Origin of the sequence: Veillonella seminalis, assembly GCF_003992065.1 — a bacterium.
Classification (GTDB): Bacteria; Bacillota; Negativicutes; order Veillonellales; family Veillonellaceae; genus Veillonella_A; species Veillonella_A seminalis.
In genome coordinates this window covers 138,605-160,710 of record NZ_RQUZ01000002.1, presented here as the reverse complement: position 1 = coordinate 160,710, position 22,106 = coordinate 138,605, and the positions used below count along the sequence as shown (strand labels likewise).

Annotated in this window: 30 protein-coding genes and 1 pseudogene; 25 read left to right on the top strand and 6 right to left on the bottom strand. The window is 34.6% G+C overall.

Features of this window, described 5'->3' with window-relative positions:
* Positions 1-7: 7 nt before the first annotated feature.
* The 16 genes and pseudogenes from EO126_RS02355 (at position 8) to EO126_RS02280 (ending at position 14,280) form a co-directional block, all read left to right on the top strand.
* Positions 8-424 carry a sigma-70 RNA polymerase sigma factor region 4 domain-containing protein gene (locus EO126_RS02355; protein WP_001074478.1) on the top strand — a complete coding sequence of 139 codons (417 nt, stop codon included), beginning with the start codon at positions 8-10 and terminating at the stop codon, positions 422-424.
* 84 nt (positions 425-508) lie between these two features.
* The gene (locus EO126_RS02350; protein ID WP_127007338.1) at positions 509-838 is read left to right on the top strand and encodes a DUF3847 domain-containing protein; all 330 of its coding nucleotides are present in this window, start codon (positions 509-511) and stop codon (positions 836-838) included.
* Positions 839-1,083: 245 nt separating this feature from the next.
* Positions 1,084-2,736 carry a MobQ family relaxase gene (gene mobQ / locus EO126_RS02345; protein WP_127007336.1) on the top strand — a complete coding sequence of 551 codons (1,653 nt, stop codon included), beginning with the start codon at positions 1,084-1,086 and terminating at the stop codon, positions 2,734-2,736.
* A gap of 2 nt (positions 2,737-2,738) precedes the next feature.
* Positions 2,739-3,491 (top strand): phage replisome organizer N-terminal domain-containing protein, encoded by a 753-nt coding sequence (locus EO126_RS02340; RefSeq protein ID WP_047199655.1) that lies wholly within the window; start codon positions 2,739-2,741, stop codon positions 3,489-3,491.
* A 173-nt stretch (positions 3,492-3,664) separates the two neighbouring features.
* Positions 3,665-3,988, top strand: a complete 324-nt coding sequence (locus tag EO126_RS02335) for a hypothetical protein (RefSeq protein WP_001222548.1) — start codon at positions 3,665-3,667, stop codon at positions 3,986-3,988.
* Between the two features lie 21 nt (positions 3,989-4,009).
* Positions 4,010-5,017, top strand: a complete 1,008-nt coding sequence (locus EO126_RS02330) for an ORF6N domain-containing protein (RefSeq protein ID WP_127007334.1) — start codon at positions 4,010-4,012, stop codon at positions 5,015-5,017.
* 109 nt (positions 5,018-5,126) lie between these two features.
* The gene (locus tag EO126_RS02325; RefSeq protein ID WP_000545053.1) at positions 5,127-5,312 is read left to right on the top strand and encodes a transposon-encoded TnpW family protein; all 186 of its coding nucleotides are present in this window, start codon (positions 5,127-5,129) and stop codon (positions 5,310-5,312) included.
* An 11-nt stretch (positions 5,313-5,323) separates the two neighbouring features.
* Positions 5,324-6,139 (top strand): annotated as a pseudogene (locus EO126_RS02320) (VirD4-like conjugal transfer protein, CD1115 family); the annotation flags it as partial.
* 543 nt (positions 6,140-6,682) lie between these two features.
* On the top strand, positions 6,683-7,075 hold the full coding sequence (gene merR, locus EO126_RS02315; protein ID WP_127007330.1) for an Hg(II)-responsive transcriptional regulator: 393 nt from the start codon (positions 6,683-6,685) through the stop codon (positions 7,073-7,075).
* 24 nt (positions 7,076-7,099) lie between these two features.
* The gene (gene merA, locus EO126_RS02310) at positions 7,100-8,740 is read left to right on the top strand and encodes a mercury(II) reductase (RefSeq protein ID WP_127007328.1); all 1,641 of its coding nucleotides are present in this window, start codon (positions 7,100-7,102) and stop codon (positions 8,738-8,740) included.
* 505 nt (positions 8,741-9,245) lie between these two features.
* Positions 9,246-9,557, top strand: a complete 312-nt coding sequence (locus tag EO126_RS02305; protein ID WP_000373439.1) for a hypothetical protein — start codon at positions 9,246-9,248, stop codon at positions 9,555-9,557.
* A gap of 1 nt (position 9,558) precedes the next feature.
* Positions 9,559-9,699 carry a Maff2 family mobile element protein gene (locus EO126_RS02300; RefSeq protein ID WP_006555731.1) on the top strand — a complete coding sequence of 47 codons (141 nt, stop codon included), beginning with the start codon at positions 9,559-9,561 and terminating at the stop codon, positions 9,697-9,699.
* 262 nt (positions 9,700-9,961) lie between these two features.
* Positions 9,962-10,483: a P-loop nucleotide/nucleoside kinase family protein gene (locus EO126_RS02295; RefSeq protein WP_003505403.1), complete on the top strand. Its 522-nt coding sequence runs from the start codon at positions 9,962-9,964 to the stop codon at positions 10,481-10,483.
* Positions 10,484-10,842: 359 nt separating this feature from the next.
* Positions 10,843-12,762 (top strand): tetracycline resistance ribosomal protection protein Tet(32), encoded by a 1,920-nt coding sequence (gene tet(32) / locus EO126_RS02290; RefSeq protein WP_003505402.1) that lies wholly within the window; start codon positions 10,843-10,845, stop codon positions 12,760-12,762.
* An 81-nt stretch (positions 12,763-12,843) separates the two neighbouring features.
* On the top strand, positions 12,844-13,299 hold the full coding sequence (locus EO126_RS02285) for an XRE family transcriptional regulator (RefSeq protein ID WP_003505401.1): 456 nt from the start codon (positions 12,844-12,846) through the stop codon (positions 13,297-13,299).
* 213 nt (positions 13,300-13,512) lie between these two features.
* Positions 13,513-14,280, top strand: a complete 768-nt coding sequence (locus EO126_RS02280; RefSeq protein ID WP_003505400.1) for a class I SAM-dependent methyltransferase — start codon at positions 13,513-13,515, stop codon at positions 14,278-14,280.
* 252 nt (positions 14,281-14,532) lie between these two features.
* On the opposite strand, the gene EO126_RS02275 is transcribed toward EO126_RS02280, so the two are convergent.
* The 4 genes from EO126_RS02275 to EO126_RS02260 form a co-directional block, all read right to left on the bottom strand.
* On the bottom strand, positions 14,533-15,969 hold the full coding sequence (locus EO126_RS02275; protein WP_127007326.1) for a recombinase family protein: 1,437 nt from the start codon (positions 15,967-15,969) through the stop codon (positions 14,533-14,535).
* Between the two features lie 138 nt (positions 15,970-16,107).
* Entirely contained in the window at positions 16,108-17,037 is a 930-nt protein-coding gene (locus EO126_RS02270; protein WP_127007324.1) for a hypothetical protein, read from the bottom strand.
* A gap of 2 nt (positions 17,038-17,039) precedes the next feature.
* Entirely contained in the window at positions 17,040-17,465 is a 426-nt protein-coding gene (locus EO126_RS02265; protein ID WP_127007322.1) for an ImmA/IrrE family metallo-endopeptidase, read from the bottom strand.
* Positions 17,466-17,471: 6 nt separating this feature from the next.
* Positions 17,472-17,954, bottom strand: coding sequence for a helix-turn-helix domain-containing protein (locus tag EO126_RS02260; RefSeq protein WP_127007320.1), 483 nt, complete (start codon positions 17,952-17,954; stop codon positions 17,472-17,474).
* Between the two features lie 161 nt (positions 17,955-18,115).
* On the opposite strand from EO126_RS02260, the gene EO126_RS02255 reads away from it, so the two are divergent.
* Genes EO126_RS02255 through EO126_RS02245 form a run of 3 tightly spaced genes read left to right on the top strand, consistent with a single transcriptional unit; the run spans position 18,116 to position 18,838 of the window.
* On the top strand, positions 18,116-18,382 hold the full coding sequence (locus tag EO126_RS02255; RefSeq protein WP_127007318.1) for a helix-turn-helix transcriptional regulator: 267 nt from the start codon (positions 18,116-18,118) through the stop codon (positions 18,380-18,382).
* The gene (locus EO126_RS02250) at positions 18,369-18,605 is read left to right on the top strand and encodes a hypothetical protein (RefSeq protein WP_127007316.1); all 237 of its coding nucleotides are present in this window, start codon (positions 18,369-18,371) and stop codon (positions 18,603-18,605) included. Before EO126_RS02255 ends, EO126_RS02250 begins: the two co-directional genes overlap by 14 nt.
* A gap of 14 nt (positions 18,606-18,619) precedes the next feature.
* A complete protein-coding gene (locus EO126_RS02245; RefSeq protein WP_127007314.1) occupies positions 18,620-18,838 on the top strand; it encodes a hypothetical protein in 219 nt (72 codons plus the stop codon).
* Here EO126_RS02245 and EO126_RS02240 read toward each other — a convergent pair.
* Positions 18,794-19,087: a hypothetical protein gene (locus tag EO126_RS02240; RefSeq protein ID WP_127007312.1), complete on the bottom strand. Its 294-nt coding sequence runs from the start codon at positions 19,085-19,087 to the stop codon at positions 18,794-18,796. The two genes, EO126_RS02245 and EO126_RS02240, sit on opposite strands and share 45 nt — an antisense overlap.
* Positions 19,088-19,154: 67 nt before the next feature.
* Between EO126_RS02240 and EO126_RS02235 the strand changes: the two genes are divergently transcribed.
* Positions 19,155-19,514 carry a hypothetical protein gene (locus EO126_RS02235; protein ID WP_127007310.1) on the top strand — a complete coding sequence of 120 codons (360 nt, stop codon included), beginning with the start codon at positions 19,155-19,157 and terminating at the stop codon, positions 19,512-19,514.
* A gap of 138 nt (positions 19,515-19,652) precedes the next feature.
* On the opposite strand, the gene EO126_RS02230 is transcribed toward EO126_RS02235, so the two are convergent.
* On the bottom strand, positions 19,653-20,336 hold the full coding sequence (locus EO126_RS02230; RefSeq protein WP_127007308.1) for a hypothetical protein: 684 nt from the start codon (positions 20,334-20,336) through the stop codon (positions 19,653-19,655).
* Between the two features lie 176 nt (positions 20,337-20,512).
* Between EO126_RS02230 and EO126_RS10690 the strand changes: the two genes are divergently transcribed.
* The 5 genes from EO126_RS10690 (at position 20,513) to EO126_RS11165 (ending at position 22,004) form a co-directional block, all read left to right on the top strand.
* Positions 20,513-20,680: a hypothetical protein gene (locus EO126_RS10690; RefSeq protein ID WP_006556107.1), complete on the top strand. Its 168-nt coding sequence runs from the start codon at positions 20,513-20,515 to the stop codon at positions 20,678-20,680.
* 11 nt (positions 20,681-20,691) lie between these two features.
* Complete coding sequence (locus EO126_RS02225; protein WP_127007306.1) at positions 20,692-21,015, top strand: hypothetical protein; 324 nt, start codon at positions 20,692-20,694, stop codon at positions 21,013-21,015.
* A gap of 105 nt (positions 21,016-21,120) precedes the next feature.
* Positions 21,121-21,315, top strand: coding sequence for a hypothetical protein (locus EO126_RS02220; RefSeq protein ID WP_127007304.1), 195 nt, complete (start codon positions 21,121-21,123; stop codon positions 21,313-21,315).
* A gap of 4 nt (positions 21,316-21,319) precedes the next feature.
* The gene (locus EO126_RS02215) at positions 21,320-21,655 is read left to right on the top strand and encodes a hypothetical protein (RefSeq protein WP_127007302.1); all 336 of its coding nucleotides are present in this window, start codon (positions 21,320-21,322) and stop codon (positions 21,653-21,655) included.
* Complete coding sequence (locus EO126_RS11165) at positions 21,648-22,004, top strand: HNH endonuclease (protein WP_127007299.1); 357 nt, start codon at positions 21,648-21,650, stop codon at positions 22,002-22,004. The genes EO126_RS02215 and EO126_RS11165 overlap by 8 nt, the downstream gene beginning before the upstream one ends.
* Positions 22,005-22,106: the final 102 nt, after the last annotated feature.

The following is a 22,106-nucleotide window of genomic DNA, read 5'->3' as shown; positions in this document are numbered from 1 at the left end:
TGACTAAGTGGCAAAGAAAGAATATTACCTTTATGTAAAAGGCAAAGCCGTACCTGTAAGTGAAGAAGTCTACAAAGCCTATTGGAAGATAACAGAGCATGAAAAGTATCTCCAAAGAAAAGATTGGAAGCATAATGTAATACCATTTTCGGCACTGGATCATGATGGACACTTTGTAGATAACATCATAGATGAAAAGATAGACTTAGAAAAAATTGTAGAAGTAAAAATGCGAATTGAAGAACTTCATAGAGCATTAAATACTCTTTCAAAAGAAGAACGAGAGTTGATGGAAGCCATCTTCTACAAAGAAGAAAGTCTAAGGTCAATCAGCAGAAGAGAGAAAGTTACACATCAAGCAATCAGTGGGAGGAGGGATAGGATTTTAGAAAAACTGAGAAAGATTTTAGAAGATAAAATCTAAAAACTTGGAAAGGTTAAGTGTCAAAAAAAGGTGCTTAACCTTTCTTTATGGAAACAAGCAGATACCAAAACGGAGGAATGAAAAATGAAGAAAGAAAACACATTACAGGAAGTACAGGAACAAATTTCTGAACTTCAGCAAGAAAGAGAAAAGTGCGATGTGAAGCTGAAACAATTACAAAATCAAGGCAAGAAATTAGAAAAACTTGCAAATGAAAAAGAACGAAAAAGAAGAAATCATAGGCTCATACAAAGGGGATTGATAGTAGAAAGGGTCATTAAAAATCCTCTAATATTTACCAATGAGGAGATAGAAGAATTACTTAAAGTTGTTACTCACACAGAAGAATACAGACAAGCCTATGAAGAAATGATAAATGGGAAAGATATGGAAGATGAAACAATCATCGAGTAGACAGAATAAAAAAACTTAGTTTTTTCAGAAGCTCCCTGCAAGGGCAAAAAGCTTCGCAGAACGCAAAGCACCCTTTAGGGTGTATAATTGCGCCCTTAGAAAAACTAAGGGATTTTAGCAAGTCTTTAAAAATCCAAAACTTAATAAAAACATACGGATAAAGCAGATAGGAAAAGATACAAAAAATAGCCTGTCTGCTTTTTCCTTTACCTGAAAACAAACAAAAAAATGAAAGGAGCTTAAAAGTGGCAGAAACATTTCACTTTAATATTTCTATGATAAGCAGAGGTAAGAGTAAATCGGCAGTTGCAAGTGCAGCATATATCTCTTGTGAGAAAATCAAAAATGAATGGGATGGAGAAGTTCATGACTATCATAATAAAAAAGGACTTTTACATTCAGAAATCTTCTTGCCAGAGAATGTCCCCATAGCATTAAAAGATAGAACTACTTTATGGAATAGCGTTGAACTAAATGAGAAAGCAAGCAATGCACAGCTTGCAAGAAACTTCATTATCGCCTTACCGAAAGAATTATCTTTTGAAGAAAACAAGAAACTCATTATCGACTTCATACAAGAAAATTTTGTATCAAAAGGAATGATAGCAGACCTTGCAATCCATGATGAAAGTGATGAAGAAAATAACAATATCCATGCTCATATTATGACTACCCTTAGACCAATCAATGAAAAAGGAGAGTGGCAGGCAAAAAGCAAAAAAGAATATGTTCTTGATGAAAACGGAGAAAAGATAAAACTAAAAAGCGGAAACTACAAAACAAGAAAAGTAGAGCTGACAGACTGGAACGATAAAGGCAACGCAGAGAAATGGAGAAAGAATTTTGCAAGACTTTGTAATCAGTATTTAGAAAAAAATCATCAAGAAAAGAGAGTGGATCATCGTTCCTACAAAAGACAAGGAATAGAAGAAATCCCAACCATTCACATGGGAGCAAGTGCCAGTGCCTTAGAGAAAAAAGGAATCGAAACCGACAAAGGAAACATCAACAGAGAAATAAAAAAACATAACTCTTTAGTAAAAGCTATCAAGAACAAGATAAAAGAAATCACTTCTTGGATAGACTCTTTACTTGGAAATCTGCAAGCAAAATACGATGAGTATAAACAGACCAAGAAAGATGAACTGGAGAACAAAGCAGAACTCTTTAACCTCTATGAATATATTTCTATCTACAACGAAATACAGGGAGAAAAAACAAAAAATCTATCCTACTATGGACAGATAAAAAAGGGAAATGCAGACCTAAAGAGATTTGTAAAAGCAATCTACTATTTGAAAGATAATCATCTTCAAACCATAGCAGACCTACAAGAAAAAGTCTTTGAACTGGCAAAGCAAAGTAAAAAAATAAGTGGTGATATTCAAGATAAAACACAAAGAATAAAAGACCTAAATCAATGTGTAAGTTGCATAGACTCTATCAAAGAAAATAAAGAAGTCTATCAGGAATACAAAAGCAAAACCATATTCAAAGACAGCTTTTACAATTCTCATAAAAAGGAAATAGATAAGTACCAAAGAGCAAGAAAGATTATAGAAAAATTTACCGGGACATCAGCCATAAAATTAAGTGATTGGCAAAAAGAAATATCAAGCCTTGAAAAAGAGATACAAGACTTAAGCGAAGATAAAGCTAAAGTACAAGATGAATTTAAGCAGATAGACCATATCAAATATGCAGTAAAGATTGTCAATGATGAGTATGGAATAGATTTATCCATAGAGATAGACAAGGCAATTAAGAGAGGAGATAAACCAAGTGTAATTGCACAACTGAAAAAATTCCAAGAGCAAGAGGAAATAAAGAGGCAGTACAAACAAAAAGCCAAGGAAAAGGCTAAAGAAAATTATAAAAATAAAGGGGAGGAAAGATAAAAATGGCAGACAACAGAAGATACTATTGGTTAAAATTGAAAGAAGATTTTTTTACAGATAAGAGAATCAAAAGGCTAAGAAAAATATCAGGAGGAGATACCTATACAATCATTTACCTCAAATTGCTTTTACTTAGCTTAAAAGATAGTGGGAAGCTGTATTATGACGGAGTAGAAACAGACTTTATCAAGGAGCTTGCATTAACGATTGATGAAACGGAAGATGATGTAATGGTTACAGTAAATTATCTTGTAGCACAAGGATTGATGGAGATAATCACAGAAAATGACGAGTATTTTTTAACAGAAATCCCAAGTCTTATAGGTTCAGAAACAGCTTCTACAAGGCGTTCAAGAAAATCGAGAGGACAAAAAGCGTTGCAATGCAACACCAGTGCAACACCTTGCAACCTTTTGCAACAAAACTGCAACGGAGATATAGAGATAGATAAAGAGATAGATATAGAGTTAGAGAAAGAGGGGGAGATAGAAAAAATATCCCCCTCCCTTTATGGAGAATATAAAAATGTTTCCTTAACTGATGAAGAATATGGAAAATTAAAGGATAAAATGCAAGGTCATAGGGATAAAATGATAGAGAAGCTGTCAACCTATATGCAAAGCACAGGAAGAAACTATAAAGATCATTATGCGACCTTAGTTCATTGGTACGAACAAGACAAAGGGAAATTAAAGGAGAGCAGTAAATCAAAAGTATATACCTTTGAAGATTATGACAAGGGGGAACACTTGTAGACCTCGTATAAGACGGTGGAAAGGTGTTTTTAGAGCGTTAATGATAAAACAGGTATCAGACTATTGCTAAGTGTAAAATGGGGCTTAAATTTGTGGTATGGAAAAAATATCGTATTTATGATAAAATGATAATGATATGGTAATAAACTCAGTTATAAGGAGAGGATATATAAATGCGAATTCAATTTACTGTAACCGATGAAGAACTTGAAATTTTAACTAAAAAAGCAATAGAGGGAGGTTTCCCAAGCGTTACTGAATATTGTAAGTGTAGCAGTTTACAAAAAAATACAAGCTATGCTGACCTATATACTACCTTATTAAACAAAATTAGCTCTTTACCGAAGGGCAAAGAATTTGTTTTGAGAGAGTTAATCGCAACACCGCCGGCATTGATTGGCAGATGGTTTTATGAAAATGTAAATAAGAGACTTGTAAAAAATGTGGAACACATCGGAAAAGCTGAAGGTGGAGTAGAAAAATATAAAAGAATTTAGATAATATTGGAGGTGCATTTCATGGCAGAAGAAAATAAAGAGATAGTTATTGTAGATGATAAAACTATACAAGAAAAAATATATCTTATTCGTGGGCAAAAAGTAATGCTTGATTCAGATTTAGCTGAAATATATGGTTATGAAACAAAAAACTTTAATAGACAGGTGAAAAACAACGCAGAAAAATTTGAAGGTGAAGACTTCATGTTCCAATTAACGGACGAAGAAATGGTAGAACTTTCAAGGTGCAAAAATTTCACCTTGAACAGAGGGACTGGTAGAGGAAGTAATATTAAATACAATCCTTATGCCTTTACAGAACAAGGAATCTATATGCTTATGACTGTACTAAGAGGTGAACTTGCTGTTAAGCAAAGCAGAGCTTTAGTTAGAACATTTAAGCAAATGAAAGATTTTATCATAGAAAACCAAGATTTTATTGGTTCAAAAGAATTAGTTCAAATAGCAGTACAGACAAATCAAAACACAAAGGATATAGCTGAAATAAAATCGCAAATGGCTACAAAAGAAGATTTGAAAAAGGTGATGGATAATTTTATAGATCCGGACACATACAAGCATTTCCTTTTAATGAACGGAGATAAGATTGAAGCAGATGTTGCCTATACCAAAATATATAAGTCTGCAAAGAAAAGCATTTATGTGATAGACAACTATATAGGCTTGAAAACCTTAGAATTATTAAGGGCTGCAAAAGACAATGTTGAAATTATAGTCTTTAGCGACAATGTGAAAAACAAGGATATGCTGACAAAAAATATCCTAAACGATTTTAGAAAAGATTACCCTAATATTAATCTGAAGATGAAAATAGCAGGTAAAAAGTATCACGATAGATATATTGCCATTGACTATGGAGCAGACAGTGAAGCCTTTTATCTTTGCGGAGCTTCATCAAAAGATGCAGGAAATAAAATATCAAGTATTACAAAGATAGAGGAATCCTCTAAGGATATGTATCATACGATGTTTGGCGGAATGCTGAACAATAAGGATTTGAAAATTTAATATGTAAATGGTAAAGCGTTATTCAATGAATAGCTATAAGACTTGCGAAAGGCGGTAGAAATAAAATTCTATCGTCTTTTTTAATTGCAACTAATAGGAGGAAAATAATATGCACGAAAACAGAAATGAACAAAATACTGGAACAAAGACCATAAAGAAGATAGGAAGGGCAACTTACGAGGTTGTAGTCCATTTTAATGAAAATGCGACTGAAACCATGCAAGATAAATTGAAAAGGATAATGCTTAGGGAAATGGAGAGAGAAAAACATCAAAAAGTCGATAAAAATGATTAGAAAGTCCTTGACAAGTTGTTACAGGAAAAACTGCAAAATCAATTTTAATATCATGTGGAGCAAGACTTGCACCTTTCGATATAAGAGAGCTTAGAGAGCTAATGAGTGAAGATGAATTAGAACTCGATAAAATTGGAGATAGGAAAACTGCTTTATTTGTAATTATATCAGATACTGATGATACCTTTAACTTTGTAGTATCAATAATGTATTCTCAGCTATTTAATCTACTTTGTGACAAGGCAGATGATGTGTATGGTGGAAGACTTCCAGTTCATGTTAGGTGTTTGCTTGATGAGTTTGCAAATATTGGTTTGATTCCTAAATTTGAAAAACTAATTGCAACAATTCGTTCAAGAGAAATATCAGCAAGTATAATTCTGCAAGCACAATCTCAATTAAAAGCAATTTACAAAGACCATGCAGATACAATAGTTGGTAACTGTGACTCAACACTCTTTCTAGGAGGAAAAGAAAAAACAACTGTAAAAGAGTTATCAGAAACCTTAGGAAAAGAAACCATAGACCTATATAACACATCAGAAACAAGATCAAATCAAAAATCTTTTGGATTAAATTATCAAAAGACTGGTAAGGAACTTATGAACCAAGATGAAATAACTGTAATGGATGGTGGTAAGTGTATATACCAGCTAAGAGGAGTAAGACCTTTCTTATCTGATAAATTTGATATTACAAAGCATAAGAATTACAAGTTGTTGGAAGATTATGATAAGAAGAACTTGTTTGATGTGGAAGAGTATCTAACAAATAGAGATAAGGTAAAGTTAAAATCAAGTTATAAAATAAATAGGTTAAACATTTGAGTTTATGGAGAAAGCAAAATGTGTGAAAATAGAAAATCATCCTTAATTATTTTTATTTATTTGTCTATAATTATGGAATTTGTTTCTATTTTAGTCCCCACTAATTTGGATATGTTCCATATAAGGCAATCAAGCGTGGAGAGAAACCAAGTGTAATATCAAAGATTAAAAAATAACAAGAGCAACAGGAAAAATACAAAAAGAAAAAAGAGAAAACAAAAGATTATTACAGGGATGAGGAATGGTAAGATGTTTTAACTTTATTAGAGAAATTTCAAGTACCATAGGAAGATGATATAGAAAAACACCTAAAAATGATATAATAATAAAATAGACAAAAAAATTTTGAAGCATTCTACTAAATTATTTTTGAATAAATTATATAATGCATCGGATTTTCTGGTGGGATGTTAGGACAATCAATAGTATTATAAAAGTATAAATCACATACGATTGATACGTTGGGAAAAAAATAAAATAGTCCAATTTACTTGACCGCGTACTATGGTACACGATTTATAATATTCATGGGGGTGAAATAAGATGATTTACCGTATTAGTGAGTTTGCAGAAAAATGTGGCGTTAATAAAGAAACGATTAGATATTACGAGCGAAAAAATTTACTACAAGAACCTCACCGAACGGAAGCTGGTTATAGGATATATTCATATGATGACGTTAAGCGTGTTGGGTTTATTAAACGAATACAGAAACTTGGATTTTCTTTAAACGAGATTTATAAATTACTTAGTGTTGTAGATAAAGATGGAGTTCGTTGTCAAGATATGTTCGAATTTGTTTCTAAAAAACAAATGGAAGTTCAAAAACAAATAGAGGATTTAAAACGGATTGAAACTATGTTAGACGACTTAAAACAACGATGTCCAGATGAAAAGCAATTACATTCGTGTCCAATAATAGAAACATTAACATGAGAGATTAACGAAAGGGGATTTATTATGAATAAATTTAAGGTAAACATTCAAGGAATGACCTGTGCGGGTTGTGAAAAACATGTTGAATCAGCACTTGAAAAGATAGGTGCTAAAAATATTGAGTCTAGTTTTCGTCGTGGTGAAGCAGTATTTGAACTACCCAATGATATTGAGGTTGAAAGTGCAATAAAGGCGATTGATGAAGCAAATTACAAAGCCAGAGAAATTGAAGAACTATCATCACTAGAAAACGTGGCGTTAATTAATGAAGACGATTATGACCTTCTTATTATTGGTTCTGGTGCTGCTGCCTTTTCTTCGGCAATTAAAGCTACAGAATACGGTGCAAAAGTTGGAATGATTGAGCGTGGAACGGTTGGGGGAACCTGTGTGAATATTGGCTGTGTTCCGTCAAAAACTCTTCTTAGGGCAGGGGAAATCAATCATTTATCAAAAGACAATCCGTTTAAAGGTTTACAAACATCCGCTGGAGAAGTGGATTTAGCTAGTTTAATCACGCAAAAGGATAAATTGGTGAGCGAACTTCGTAATCAAAAATATGTGGATTTAATTGATGAATATAATTTTGATTTAATTAAAGGTGAAGCAAAATTCGTTGATGCTAGTACGGTTGAGGTCAATGGGGCAAAGTTATCTGCAAAACGCTTTTTAATTGCAACAGGTGCATCTCCTTCATTGCCCCAAATTTCAGGACTTGAAGAAACGGACTATTTAACTAGTACAACACTTCTTGAGTTAAAGAAAATACCAAAACGATTAACTATAATTGGTTCAGGATACATTGGAATGGAGCTTGGACAACTATTTCATCATTTAGGTTCAGAAATAACGCTTATGCAAAGAAGTGAGCGACTTTTAAAGGAGTATGATCCTGAGATTTCAGAGTCAGTTGAAAAAGCGTTAATTGAACAGGGTATAAACCTTGTCAAAGGGGCAACTTTTGAGCGTGTTGTACAAAGTGGAGAGATAAAAAAGGTTTACGTAACAGTAAATGGCAGTAAAGAAGTTATTGAATCAGATCAGTTACTTGTTGCCACTGGAAGAAAACCAAATACGGATTCTTTAAATTTAAGTGCGGCAGGTGTTGAAACCGGAAAAAATAATGAAATCCTGATCAATGATTTTGGTCAAACAAGTAATAAAAAGATTTATGCAGCAGGAGATGTGACGTTAGGACCGCAATTTGTATATGTAGCAGCCTATGAAGGTGGAATTATTACTGATAATGCTATCGGTGGGTTAAACAAAAAAATAGATTTATCGGTAGTTCCTGCTGTTACGTTTACGAATCCAACGGTTGCAACGGTCGGTCTAACAGAAGAACAAGCAAAAGAGAAAGGGTATGATGTGAAGACATCTGTATTACCTTTAGATGCTGTTCCAAGAGCAATTGTAAACCGTGAAACAACCGGTGTATTTAAACTAGTAGCAGATGCAGAAACACTAAAAGTATTAGGGGTTCATATTGTATCTGAGAATGCAGGAGATGTCATCTATGCAGCATCATTAGCTGTTAAATTTAACTTAACGATAGAAGATTTAACAGAAACCCTAGCACCATATTTAACAATGGCTGAAGGGCTAAAATTAGCTGCACTTACGTTCGATAAAGATGTTTCGAAATTATCTTGTTGTGCAGGCTAAGGGAACTTTTTTTACAACTCCCTATTCAAGTGAACCAGCTAATACTGTACTAAAGGTGTGCAGTAGTTTAGCAAAGTCTACAAAAGATTTCATACACTATTTTGCGATCACCCATTATATAAATGCTTTAAGGGATTTTCTAAGTGCATTTGTGGTCACAAAAATAATTTAACACTGATGATTTCGACATCAAATCTATATTTGATACCTTAACACCGCAGAGTAATAAAGGATGAACAATATGTCAGACTCAGACATTAAAACAATAGAATCACCACAAGTAAACAGAAACTATTTTTTTGAATGAAAAAAATTAATACAGATAGATGTTAGGCGATAGAAATTAAAAAATCTATCGTCTTTTTTTATACTCAAAATTAGGAGGTTTAAATGGTAAGGATAAGAAGTCCCACTTAAATAATTTAATATATAAGAAATTTAGCGATTGAAATATAAGTTCAGTCGCTTTTTTAATTGAAATTTTTAGATTAAGGAGAAGAAATTAATGGATAGAGAAATGATAAATATTAATGCAAATTTAGTTAAGGAAGCTGAATTTTCAGAATTTGAAAAAGATGGAGAAAATGTTCAAGTAGCAAATTTTGCTCTTGTTAAAAAATATGGAAAAGGAAAAGAATATACAAATTGCTCAGTATATGGAGAAAAGGTAGAAATTGCAAAAGAATTTGAAAAAGGAGATCTAATCCATGTCTTTGGATATTTCAAAGAAAACAAAAAAGGAGATAAGGTCTACAAGAATTTTATAGTTAAATCACTAAACAAAATAGAAAATAAGAAAGAAAACGAGGAGGAATAATATGGAATTTTTTACAGCTGGAGTTGGAGTTTTAAAGACACTTGTAACTGCAATTGGTGCAGGTTTAGGAGCATGGGGAGTTATTAACTTAATGGAAGGTTATGGTAATGATAACCCTGGTGCTAATGCTCATGTACGGTAAGGAAGCAAGCAACCGAAAACAAGAGATAGACCGCCAGCACTACACTATTCCGAACCAAAGACCAAAAGATAAGCATTGTGGGAAAATCTAAACTTTTGGATTTTCCTACAATGCCGACTACGGCGGAATCCCTCCCACTCCTTATATCTTTCTTTCCGTATACATTGAATTTGTATTTAGTAAATGCTATAATGTCCCTATTCAAATTATAAATGTGTTGAATTAGTTACATGTACATATTTTTTGTGCCGGAGGAAGTGAAATGAAACAAAAAATTTATCTCATTACAGGCTTAATGGCTTCTGGAAAATCTACAGTTTCCGATTTACTGGCAAAATCAATAGAAAAATGCGTCCATCTTCGTGGTGATGTGTTCCGAAAAATGATTATTTCAGGCAGAGAAAATATGTCAGCTACCCCATCAGCGGAAGCAGTCCGCCAGCTGTACCTTCGATACAAATTGACTGCTGATGCGGCAAGGTCATACTTTGACAACGGCTTTTCTGTAGTGATCCAAGATAACTACTACGGTGATGAATTAAACCGAATGATAAATTATCTGCATAAATACCCTGTTGAGGTTGTCGTTCTTTGTCCAGATGTGGAAACAATAAAAGAAAGGGAACGATACAGGGAGAAAACAGGCTATTCCGGCTTTACGGTTGAAACCTTATACGATACATTTATGCAGACAACACCACGGATCGGCTTTTGGCTGGACAATTCCAATCAAACACCACAGCAGACAGCAGAAACCATTCTGAACACCAGGAAGCCGGTATGATTGTTACATATAAGGGGAAGAAAAATTTCTTTTAAGTACTTTCTTTCCTAAAACTGATGTGATATAATAGCTTCATTCCAGAAAAGGAGTAAAAAATATGCGGCAAGGTATTCTTAAATAAAACTATAATCAAATAGTGGGAACAAAGAATTATGATAGCTCCTTTTGTGGGGGCTTGGTTTTTTGTACCCAATTTAAATACTTTTGCCTTATCAATTTTGACATATTCAAAAAACAGCAATCACAAATAGGTGTATGCTGTATATGTGTATGTCCGCAAATTAGAATCCCCAGTGGTAAAAGTATTTTACTGCTGGGGATTTTTATGCCCTTTGGGGCTGTAAAGGGAGGACAATCACATGAAAATAATCAATATCGGCATTCTGGCCCATGTAGACGCAGGAAAAACTACATTGACAGAAAGTCTGCTATACACCAGTGGAGCGATTGCGGAACAGGGAAACGTGGATAAAGGGACCACAAGAACAGACACTATGATTTTGGAACGGCAACGGGGAATTACCATTCAGACAGCGGTTACTTCTTTTTATTGGAATGATTATAAAATCAATATCGTGGACACTCCCGGTCATATGGATTTTTTAACCGAAGCATACCGCTCTTTATCTGTCCTTGACGGAGCTGTTTTAGTCATTTCAGCAAAAGACGGCGTACAGGCACAAACCCGTATATTATTCCATGCGCTTCAGAAAATGGACATTCCGACAATTATCTTTATAAATAAGATAGACCAAAATGGGATCGACCTGCAGTGTGTTTACCAAAGCATTAAAGATAAACTTACCAGTGATATGATTGTCATGCAGGAGGTTTCCCTGTCGCCAAAGATAACCATGACCGATATTTCTGATTTAGACAAATGGGATATGATTATTTCCGGAAGCGATGAACTATTAGAACGATATGTTGCAGAGGATTCTTTGGATATACAGGAATTACAATATGAAAAGTGCAAAAGAACCAGATGCTGCTCTTTGTTTCCTGTTTATCATGGGAGTGCAAAAGACAATTTAGGAACAGAAAAACTGATTGAAGCGATTATAGAAACTTTCATTACAGAAACGGACGATATTCAGTCTGAATTATGTGGATATGTTTTTAAGGTTGAGTATACAGAGCGGAAAAAACGGCTTTCTTATTTACGCCTGTATCATGGGACGCTCCATTTACGGGATACCCTGCTGCTGTCAAAAAAGGAAAAAATAAAGATTACAGAAATGTGTATTCCGTCAAATGGTGAAATCGTCCCGGCTGACCATGCCTGTCCGGGAGAAATTGTTATTTTAGCTGATGATACTTTGAAACTGAACGATATCCTGGGAAATGAAAAACTCCTGCCTCACAAAACACGGATTGATAATCCCATGCCATTACTTCGGACAACGGTAGAGCCGCAAAAGCCGGAGCAAAGGGAAGCCCTGTTAAATGCCCTCGCAGAGATTGCTGATACAGACCCTCTTTTGCATTTTGACATTGATACTGTTACCCATGAGATTATGTTATCTTTTTTGGGAAAAGTACAGTTAGAAGTTATTTGTTCGCTATTAGAAGAAAAATATCATGTGGGCGTGGCTATGAAAGAGCCTTCGGTTATTTATCTGGAAAGACCGCAAAAAAAAGCGAGCTGCACGATTCATATTGAAGTGCCGCCGAATCCGTTTTGGGCATCTATTGGTTTGACTGTAACACCGCTTCCTGTTGGAAGCGGAACACAATATAAAAGCGAGGTATCTCTCGGCTATTTAAACCAAAGTTTTCAAAATGCCGTCATGGAGGGTGTGCGTTATGGAATGGAGCAGGGCTTATATGGCTGGGGAGTGACAGACTGCCAAATTTGTTTTGATTATGGAGTTTATTACAGCCCGGTCAGCACCCCCGCTGATTTTCGTTTTCTTGCGCCTGTCGTGTTGGAGCAGGCATTGAAAAAAGCAGGGACACAACTGTTGGAACCATACCTTTCCTTTACCCTTTTTGCACCGCAGGAATATCTTTCACGGGCTTATAATGATGCACCAAAGTATTGCGCAATCATTGAATCAACCAGACTTGAAAAAGATGAAGTTATTTTTAAGGGTGAAATCCCTGCCCGTTGTATCGGTGAATATAGGAATGATCTGAATTTTTATACAAATGGAAGAAGTGTCTGCATTACAGAATTAAAAGGGTATCAGGAAACTTCCGGCGAGCCTGTATTTCAGCCACGCCGCCCGAACAGCCGTTTAGACAAGATCCGGCATATGTTTCAGAAGATAATGTAACGTCTTGCGCAATGCAAGCGTTCATTGCTGGCTATTGCGAAATATCATTGATAAAATCAGCATCAGAGAGGAGGAACCATTTTGAACCAGAAACAGACGGATATTACAACAGGAAAGCAAATACGTCATCTGCGAACACAATCGGGAATGACACAGGAAGAACTGGCTGGGGAATTGAATGTTACCCGGCAGGCGCTATCGAATTGGGAGAGAGATGTTAATGAACCCGATTTAAATACGTTGAAAAAAATTTGTTTTCTTTTTGGAGTCCACATGGACGATTTTGCGAAGGAGGTAATAACAAAAATGGAAACATGTGAAAAAAAAGAGAAACGACAATTTAATAAGTATGATATGGCAATTGGACTTTTTTATGGTGTCGGGATATTTCTTGGCATTGGTATTTTCTTTGTTGGCGGTTTTATGACAATGTCGGGTGCAGGGTGGGGAGCATCACTATTTGGCGGTGGCTGTTTTTCTCTTGTATTTGGCTTGATATGCCATGCAGTTATTACATTGAGAAGAAATGACAAATGATGACATATCCTGCTTTCTAGACTTTTCGGTCATATCGCGTAAAAAAGCCGCTGCTTTTGGCTTTCCAATAGCGGCGGCAAAGGGAAATATCCTTTGAATACCTTACAGAAGAAAAGTTTTGCAGCATTATAAAAATAAAAGCCTATACCATTTTGGAAAGAAAAGATACATAATAGTCAAGACGGCAACAATCAGAAGTTATGGAGGGTAACAATGGAATATAGTAAGGAAGATTTAATGGAAGCAAAAAGGCAAATTTTGGGAGTGGGAGAGAACATGGGAACAGAGGAAAGTAAAAAAATCTGGGAGAAAAACGCACAATTTTGGGATAATGCAATGGGTGACAAATCTAATGAATTTCACAGAGAGGTAGTGCGTCCCAAAGTAACGGAACTTCTATCTCCTAATCCTGCGGATTACATTTTGGATATTGCGTGTGGCAATGGAAATTATTCTTCGTATCTTGCACAAAGAGGCGCTTCGATTGTCGCTTTTGATTACAGCAAAAAAATGATAGAATTGGCTAAAAGACGGCAATCACAATATGCAAAACAAATTGAATTTTGTGTAGCGGATGCGACCAATAGAGAAAGTATATTAGAATTAAAAAGAAATCGAGCCTTTACGAAAGCAGTTTCTAATATGGCAATTATGGATATTACGGATATTGAACCACTTCTTATGGCTGTTTATGAACTGTTGGAGGAAAGCGGAATTTTTGTCTTTGCAACGCAACACCCTTGTTTTATCACGTTGACTGAAAAATATATGACACCGCACAGTTACTATGGTATAGCGATTGAAGGGCAACCGGAGGAGCAGATTTATTATCATCGTTCCATACAAGATATTTTTAACCTTTGTTTTAGAGCTGGATTTGTCATTGATGGATTTTATGAAGAATGTTTCAAAAACAACAAAGAAATTCCTATGGTAATGATAGTAAGGCTTAAAAAGGTAAAACGTGATAGCTTAAAATAAATTCAAGTTTGCCGGATAAATAGCAAACCTGGCCGAGCCAGTCAACGGTCAAGATGAACGGGCTTCGCCCGCCGTTGACAGCCCCGCCCGGTTTTGCAGTTAGGCAGTCAAGGAGCGACAGCCTAAAGTGCTGCCGCCCCTTACTATCATAAAAAGCAACTACTAACCAGCCACAGCCCTTTTGGGAGGAAAGGGGGATTTTCCATGACCTGTACACGTGGAAGTGATTTCAAAACTTGTCAGAGTTATAGATTAAAAATTCCAAATAATTTCAAAGCTGTTCAGCTCTTCATGTACTATGATTTTGTCAATTAACGTACGGACAATAGTTTGTTTTTCCATGTCAGTTCCATTTTCCATGATTTCATTAAAGCTAGCTTCCATTGATAATACTTCATTGGTAGTTAGCTTTTTCTTTTGGCTAGTTTTTAAATTGGAAAGGGTTTCTTCTAAAACGTCTTTTTCATGTTGCAACTTCTTGATGCGGTCTTGGATATCATCAATAGAGATACCATCAATTTGATACAGGTCTAGCAGTCGGCTTATTTGAGACTGTATAGAATCTATTTGTTTTAAAATCGATTTTTGCTTATTAACAGTATTAGAAGTTGCGGTTGCATTTTTGGCAGAATATAGATACTCTTTGTCAATAAATAGCTTTCTGATTTCATTTATAATGATTTCGTCTAATACAACAACAGCGTATGATGGATTTTTACAGTTGGGATCTACAATATATTTCTTGGTACTTTTTGCTCGTGAATAGCAAGTATAGTATGGCCGATAAACTTTTTTATCACCATGTCCACTATAATTACCTTTGGCCAAGTAGCGTGCTCCACAGTGGGCACAATACAATATTCCGCCTAGTAATTTGGTTGCTTTAAATGGATTGCTATTGCTAAATTTTTTCTTTCTGTACGCCAATAGCATTTCAGCAGCCTTAAACGTATCTTCGCTTATAATGGCTTGATGTTGGCCATCATATATGCCACCAAGATAAGAAATTTTGCCGGTATATAATCTTGTACTTAATATGCTGCGTAATACGGTCTCATGAAAATCTTTACCATATTTTTCAGAAATAATGCGATTAATCCTATGGATGGGAAGTTTTTGTAAAAATAGTTCAAAAGCTTCCTGAACAATATTAGCTTCATATTCGTTAACTATTAATTGACCGTTTATGTAATTATATCCAAAAGGCTCAAAGCCACCACCATGCCACAGACCATTTTTGGCACGTTCGATACGTCCCATAAGAGAACGTTCTTTTATTTGTTCTCGTTCAAGTTGAGCAAATACAGAAAGGATACCTATCATGGCCCGGCCGAAAGGTGAAGAAGTATCAAAGTTTTCATTAAGTGATACAAAGTCTATTTTATTTTTTAAAAAGACATCCTCAATCAGATAGAGTGTATCTTTTTGGCTGCGTGATAGACGATCCAACTTATACACTAAAACACAATTAAGCTTTTTATCTTTTATATCTTGCATGAGCTGGTGAAGGGCTGGACGGTTAGTATTGGATCCGCTAAATCCACCATCAATATAGGTATTGTAAATAGACCAGTCTCTAGATTTACAATAATTGGTTAATCTATCGGTTTGGGCATCGATAGAGTAGCCTTCGGTGGCTTGCTCTTGTGTAGATACCCGGATATAAATACCTACTTTTACTTTAGGCATAAAAAAACACGCTCCTTTGGGTATAGCAAAGCTAACCTGAAGCGTGGTATAATCAATTTGCGGATTGAGTGTATACCTACTTCAGGTATTCTATTCAATTTTCCCTCGGCTGTTGGAGCAGTCGGGGGATTTTTTATTTTAAAATAACCATAAATATAAAGCTAATATGATTAAGATAATAACAATTGGCCAAAGAACACTGTTAATTTTTTTTCGGTTAGGATGTTCTTTTTCTATTTGTAGAATTCTTTGGTTTTCTTTTTCTATAAAAACATCAAATTTTTGGAACATATTATTGTTTTCACTAGTTTTTATTGGAACATCATTCTGAATTGAATTTTGGGTGTGAGGATTTTGCTGCTTATTTTTTAAGCTCTGCCTTGCGGACAAAGAGTTTTTTGAGAGTAAACCAACATTGATTAACTCAGCAGAAACTAGTTTAAATATAGTAGTTGATTTGCTACCACCATAATAAGATTCATCATGATATCCTTTTAATGTTCCGAAAAAACGTAGGTCACTACCAGTATAATTGTTTAATAAAGATTTAAACGCTGTTGGGTGATTGTATACTCTTTTTGCAATATCATAGATGATATCTTTGTATGGAGATTTATCTAGATTACCTTGTCTATCATTTGAGTAAAAACGATAGACAGAAAATATAAAAAATGCAATTTTGTCTAAATCTTTTAAGGAAAGAAAAACATATTTATAACAAGCTTTCTTGCCAAAGAAATCAGTATAGGCTAACCCTCGACCTTTTATGAAATCAAGCAAGTCTGAGCCGGGAGCACGTTCATTATCAACTTTTTTACTAATTGCGTATGTTGCATCCATAAAAGTTGCATTTAAAGGAAGTTGGATATTCAACTTCTTGGCATACTCTAGTTGATTTTCGGTAGCTGGCAAATAATAACGTTCAACTAAATTTAGTGATTCAAAACCATCTTTTTTAAAATCAATTTTTTCGTATGCTTCTATGTCTGAATTGGCCGTAAACTTAATAGTTCTGTTTTTATTTGTTTTAATATAGTTCCCTTTAAATACATATTGTATAAAGCCCATATCTAATTGACCTCTTTTAACATTTCTAGACCTTTAGGAATACCCGCACATTGAGCAAGGCCGTAAAAATTAATGTCCTCATATTCTCTTAAAAGACTGTCTGGTAAGAGCAATTCAACGGCAAATGTATTAGCCTGTCGCTCTATCTTATCAATAGAAAAGAGAGTATTCTTACTAAGAAAAGGTGTATTTACATTCTTATGTAATAAAGTGTGCCCTAACTCATGAGCACAAACAAATGCTTGCAAGTGTTCCGGTACATTTTCATTGATATGTATTGATCGCATCCTAAAATGTGTGTCACAGTAGCCAAAAATATTGCCTAAGTTTTCAACTCTAACCACAATATCTAATGCCTTACAAATTTCAAAGGGGTCATTAGTATTGTGCTTTTTTATTAGTTTTTCAACAGTGCATTTAATATTCAATGGCAATCAATCCTTTTTATCCCGGTACTTATTAGGCGTAAAATTCTTTTTGGCTCTACTTTTGGCAAGTCGGATGGACGCTTCTATAGAGAATCGCATTAATTCCTTTGTTTCCTCATCCATCGCTTCATCACCGTTGTAAAAATTTAAGGCTGCTTTATCATCTAATTCATCAAGAATTGCTTGAAGTCGTTTTTGTATATCGCGTTCATCTTTTTTGGTGAAACCTGAGTTCATATTATTTAAGGTTGTAGTCGCAAAACGTGGGTCTAAGTCAGATTTAGAACAATTTAATGCATCAGCTAATTTCTGAATATTGCCAGCACTTGGAGTTGATCGCATTGCAAAATATCCTGAAATAGTAGAGGTAGGAATACCAGTTAATTTGGATAATTCGTTTTGTGTCATATTAGAACTATATCTTTTTAGATTCTCTGAAATTTGCTTTCTAAGCTTTTTTTCAAAATCACTTAAACTATTTCTCGGCATAATATTTAACTCCTTTCTATGCCTACATTATAACGAATAAAAACGTTAAAAACAAGACGAAAAGATATATAAAAACGAAAAAAATCGTATAAATAATTTTAAAAACATTGACAAAACGAATAAACTCGTTTATAGTTGAGGTAACAAAGGAGGTGAACTCAATGGAAGAAATGACACTTGAAGCGGCTAGAGTAAATGCAGGATATAATCAACAAGAAGCAGGGGCCTTATTTGGTGTGCATTATCAGACTATTGCAAAATGGGAAAATGATAATACAAAAATGCCATATGAAATGATTGAAAAGATTCCGAATATTTACGGAGTTCCTCCTAACTCTATTTTTTTTGGCAAGAAAAACGAGTTTATTCGTTTGTTAAGAAAGAAAGCCAATGGATTGAAGGGAGGGATGAGCCATGCCACCAAATAAAAAAGAGCCATCTATAGAAGAGGCTCTTGAAAATATGGATGTAAATATCTTATTAGAAAATATTACGAATATTGCAGTATGTGGAGCATTAACATCAAAGATACTTTTAGAGTTATTAGAGTCAAAAGGGATTATAAGTAGAGAAGATATTGAATGCCTTTTAGGAGATTCAGACTACTTAGAATCATTTAGGAAACAACTACTTATGAATAAATTGCCATGAAAGGAATAAGCAGCATGAGAGAAATTAAAGAAAGCTTAAAGGAACTTATTTTAAAAAAATTAGAATGGTATAAAAAGTCAGAAAATATAGAACAAGAAATAGATGTCACAATACCAAAACTGCTTGACTTATATATTAATTTAAAAGAAAAAGAGGCTTGCAAATGCAAGACTCTAAACAAGAAGAAATTACGAATTGTTAATAATGGCACCATCACTAATTTCAGCAGTTAAAGTATTAGAAATATACCCATTAATTATACCAAATACTTTAACAGATCCTGTGCCCAAAATATTACCTTTTAAAATCCCATGTATGTTAGCACTTGAATTTTCTGAAATATGAAGATTACCTACTAAGATTCCATGAAGGTTAAGAACAGAACCGTTGTTTAGTATTACATCATTTTCTTGAATCCCATGAATAATTAATTCTTCAGAATTCATAGATAATACAGTTTTGTTAACATTTTTTATATTCATACCATCACCTCCTTTCTTGATTAAATTATAGCATTAAGGGAATAAGGAAAAAAAGGAGACTAAGGATATGCCAACAATTAAAAAAGAGCCACAAAATGATGCGGCTCAAGATAAGTATGATTTATATAAATCACAAGAGAGACTAAGAGCTTTGCTAAATAAAAAATATGAGTTGATAAATGGACTCAGTAAAATTGGCAATGCCTATACAGTAAAAGAGCTTATTGAAGCCTGGGATATGGCTATAGAGAAAGAAGCTAAGGTCTTATTAATGTATGCACAATTTATTGATCGTCAGAATGATATACATACAGAAACAAGAATAGAAACTGTCACAAAGCAGAACTCCTTAAATGCAGAAAAATTAGCTGAAATGATTAAGCAAGGGATTAAGGAGCAGGAGCGGAATGATAGGAGATTAAGATGATTAAACGACATTTAAAGCGTATGTACAATGTGTTGTTCAAAAAAGAGTATACATCGGTTGATGAACGACTTCATGACGCACGATATATAACACGAATTAATATTCTAATAATTGTAATAGCAATTTTAATTACTCTATTTAATTTAAGTAGGCTTGTATGGCTGCTATTAGGATACCGGTAATGATACTTACGATAGCTGCATACATTGCGTATTCGGCATACTTGGTTGATTGTTTACTCTCTCTTAAACTTTCTTCTGCAATAGCTAAGCTTTTTTCAGCTAACTCTTGTAGATGACGTTCTTTTTCTAATTGATGAATCATATTTTCGGCTGGAATGGTCAACATAAAAGTATCAGTGGGGTCAAATTCATAAGGAGCATAAAAGCCGGTAGGAATTTTATCCATTTGAAAATAATAAGAGCGTTTGGAGTTAAGCGAAGCCAATTTAGACATACCTCCCAATAAACCTTCACTTTTAAAACGTAGTTCTGGCTCATCAAGAAGATATTTACAGATAGTAGCTGAATTAATTGAAGGCATTACCTGCTTTAAATCTTCAAAAGTATTTTTCCCAATATGAATGGACCAAATGAGATCTTCAATTTCCTTATTCGTAAGATTAAAGGCTTGATCTTCATAGGCTTTAACTTTTTTATAATATTCTTCTCTCGTAGCTCTTTGCATCTCTGCTTGTACTGCTGGATTAGCCATTATTGTTTGTACGTTTTGAATAACGGGCTCACAGGCATGAAGGAGATCACGTATGGTTGGATTTTGTTGAAGATGGGGGTTGCTATTGGAGTTGTCTTTTTCAGGCATTTAATCACATCCTTTTTGATTTAATTATATCACTGAAAGGAGGTAAAACCTAAACATGATAAAGATAGAACTTTATTACATTGAAATTATAGGTCTTATATTTGCTGTTTTCCTTTTATATATATCTTATAAATTTGCATGGCAGATATTTTCGCATGAACAAAAGGAGAGAAATAATGAAAAATAATGATAATCAGGTAATTAAAATTGTACACCGGTTGAAAAATGGAACGGTAGTCAATTCACTAGACGATATCAATATTAACCAAGATACACCGGCCATAAAAGAAGCGATTGGAATTATGCAAAATCATCGTACTAATCAAGAACTTAATGTTGGTTAAGGAGTGCCGAAATGAAAATAATTAAACTTATCGAACGAAACATTAAGCCGGCTTGCATCATGATACTTTCCATATCTATAGCCTTGCTCATTGGCACTATGGATGGAGCCGATGCCGGAGTAGTGCAGGAAATGCCAATGGGAATATATATAGGCTGGGGCATTATCACCATGGTGGGATTACATGCAGCTTACCAGTGGAATGAAATGGAAAACGAGGCCCAATATTGGCGAATGGAAGCGGAACGGATTCAACAACACCATGAAGCGGTACTTACAAGAATTTACAGTAGACCAGTAGAAAAGAAGCGAGCTTATGATCGTGAGAAAGAATAAAAAAAGAGCCTTGTATGACTGCAATCATACAAGGCCTAACAAATAAAAGTGCTAACCGTTATTTGTATATATCTTTTTTATCATTATAACAGAATGGAGCTAATAATGAAAGAACAAGAATTTCAGGACAATATTATTATGAATATATTGCTTAATGGCGAATTAAGTAACAAGGAAATCGATATTAAGCAAGTGTTATCCGAGAAAAACGAAGAGGAAATTTATGCAGCCTTTATGAAAGCTGTTAACATTTCTCAAAAGTTAAAGAAGTTGCATATAAATAAGTTAATGCTGGGATAAAAGAATGGAATCATTTGAACTAATACAGTATTTGAAGAACAAAAGAAGAGAGTTAAGCCACGCTTTGCAAGAATCAAAGAAGCGTGGCATTGCTTTAGCCGATGCAGAAAGACAATACAAAAAAGAAAAGGCTAAATTCATTGCCAAGGCAAGGCTTGAAAAGGTCGCCGTGACTTTAATAGGAGACTTGGCCAAAGGACATCCGGAAATAAGCGAACTGAGACATAAGCGAGATGTTGCGAAAGTATTATATTGGAATGCCCAAGAGGCCATCAATGTTTATAAATTAGAGTGCCGACTAGTAGAAGCACAAATTAAGAGGGAGTGGGAAGATGCTTAGACGTACTCCGTTGAAAGTTCGTAGTCGATTAAAAGCAAAAAGCAAATTAAAGGCTAAGAAAAGACTGAGCCAAAGAAGTACAAGAAAAAAGAAGTATGATGCGGAACTGGAAAAGGTTAAGCCGATTGTAAAAGAACGTGACGGTTATCGATGTATATTATGCGGCCGGCCATATGAGGAAATACATCATATTAGCTACCGGTCATCAGCCGGTGGCAATGAGATTAAAAACTTATGCTGCTTATGTTGGCACTGCCACCGGATTAAGATCCATCAAGGCAGCTGCCCTAAGGAATATAAAAAGCTACTGCAGCAGATATTATCAGAGAGGTACGGCTATGAGTATTAAATTTAGCGGTTTTGAGAACCGAGAATGTCCGGTATGTGGGAAGTTTCCTCATCATGCGGTTGTGTGCCACATGCACCAAGCCAATATATGCATAAGACATTG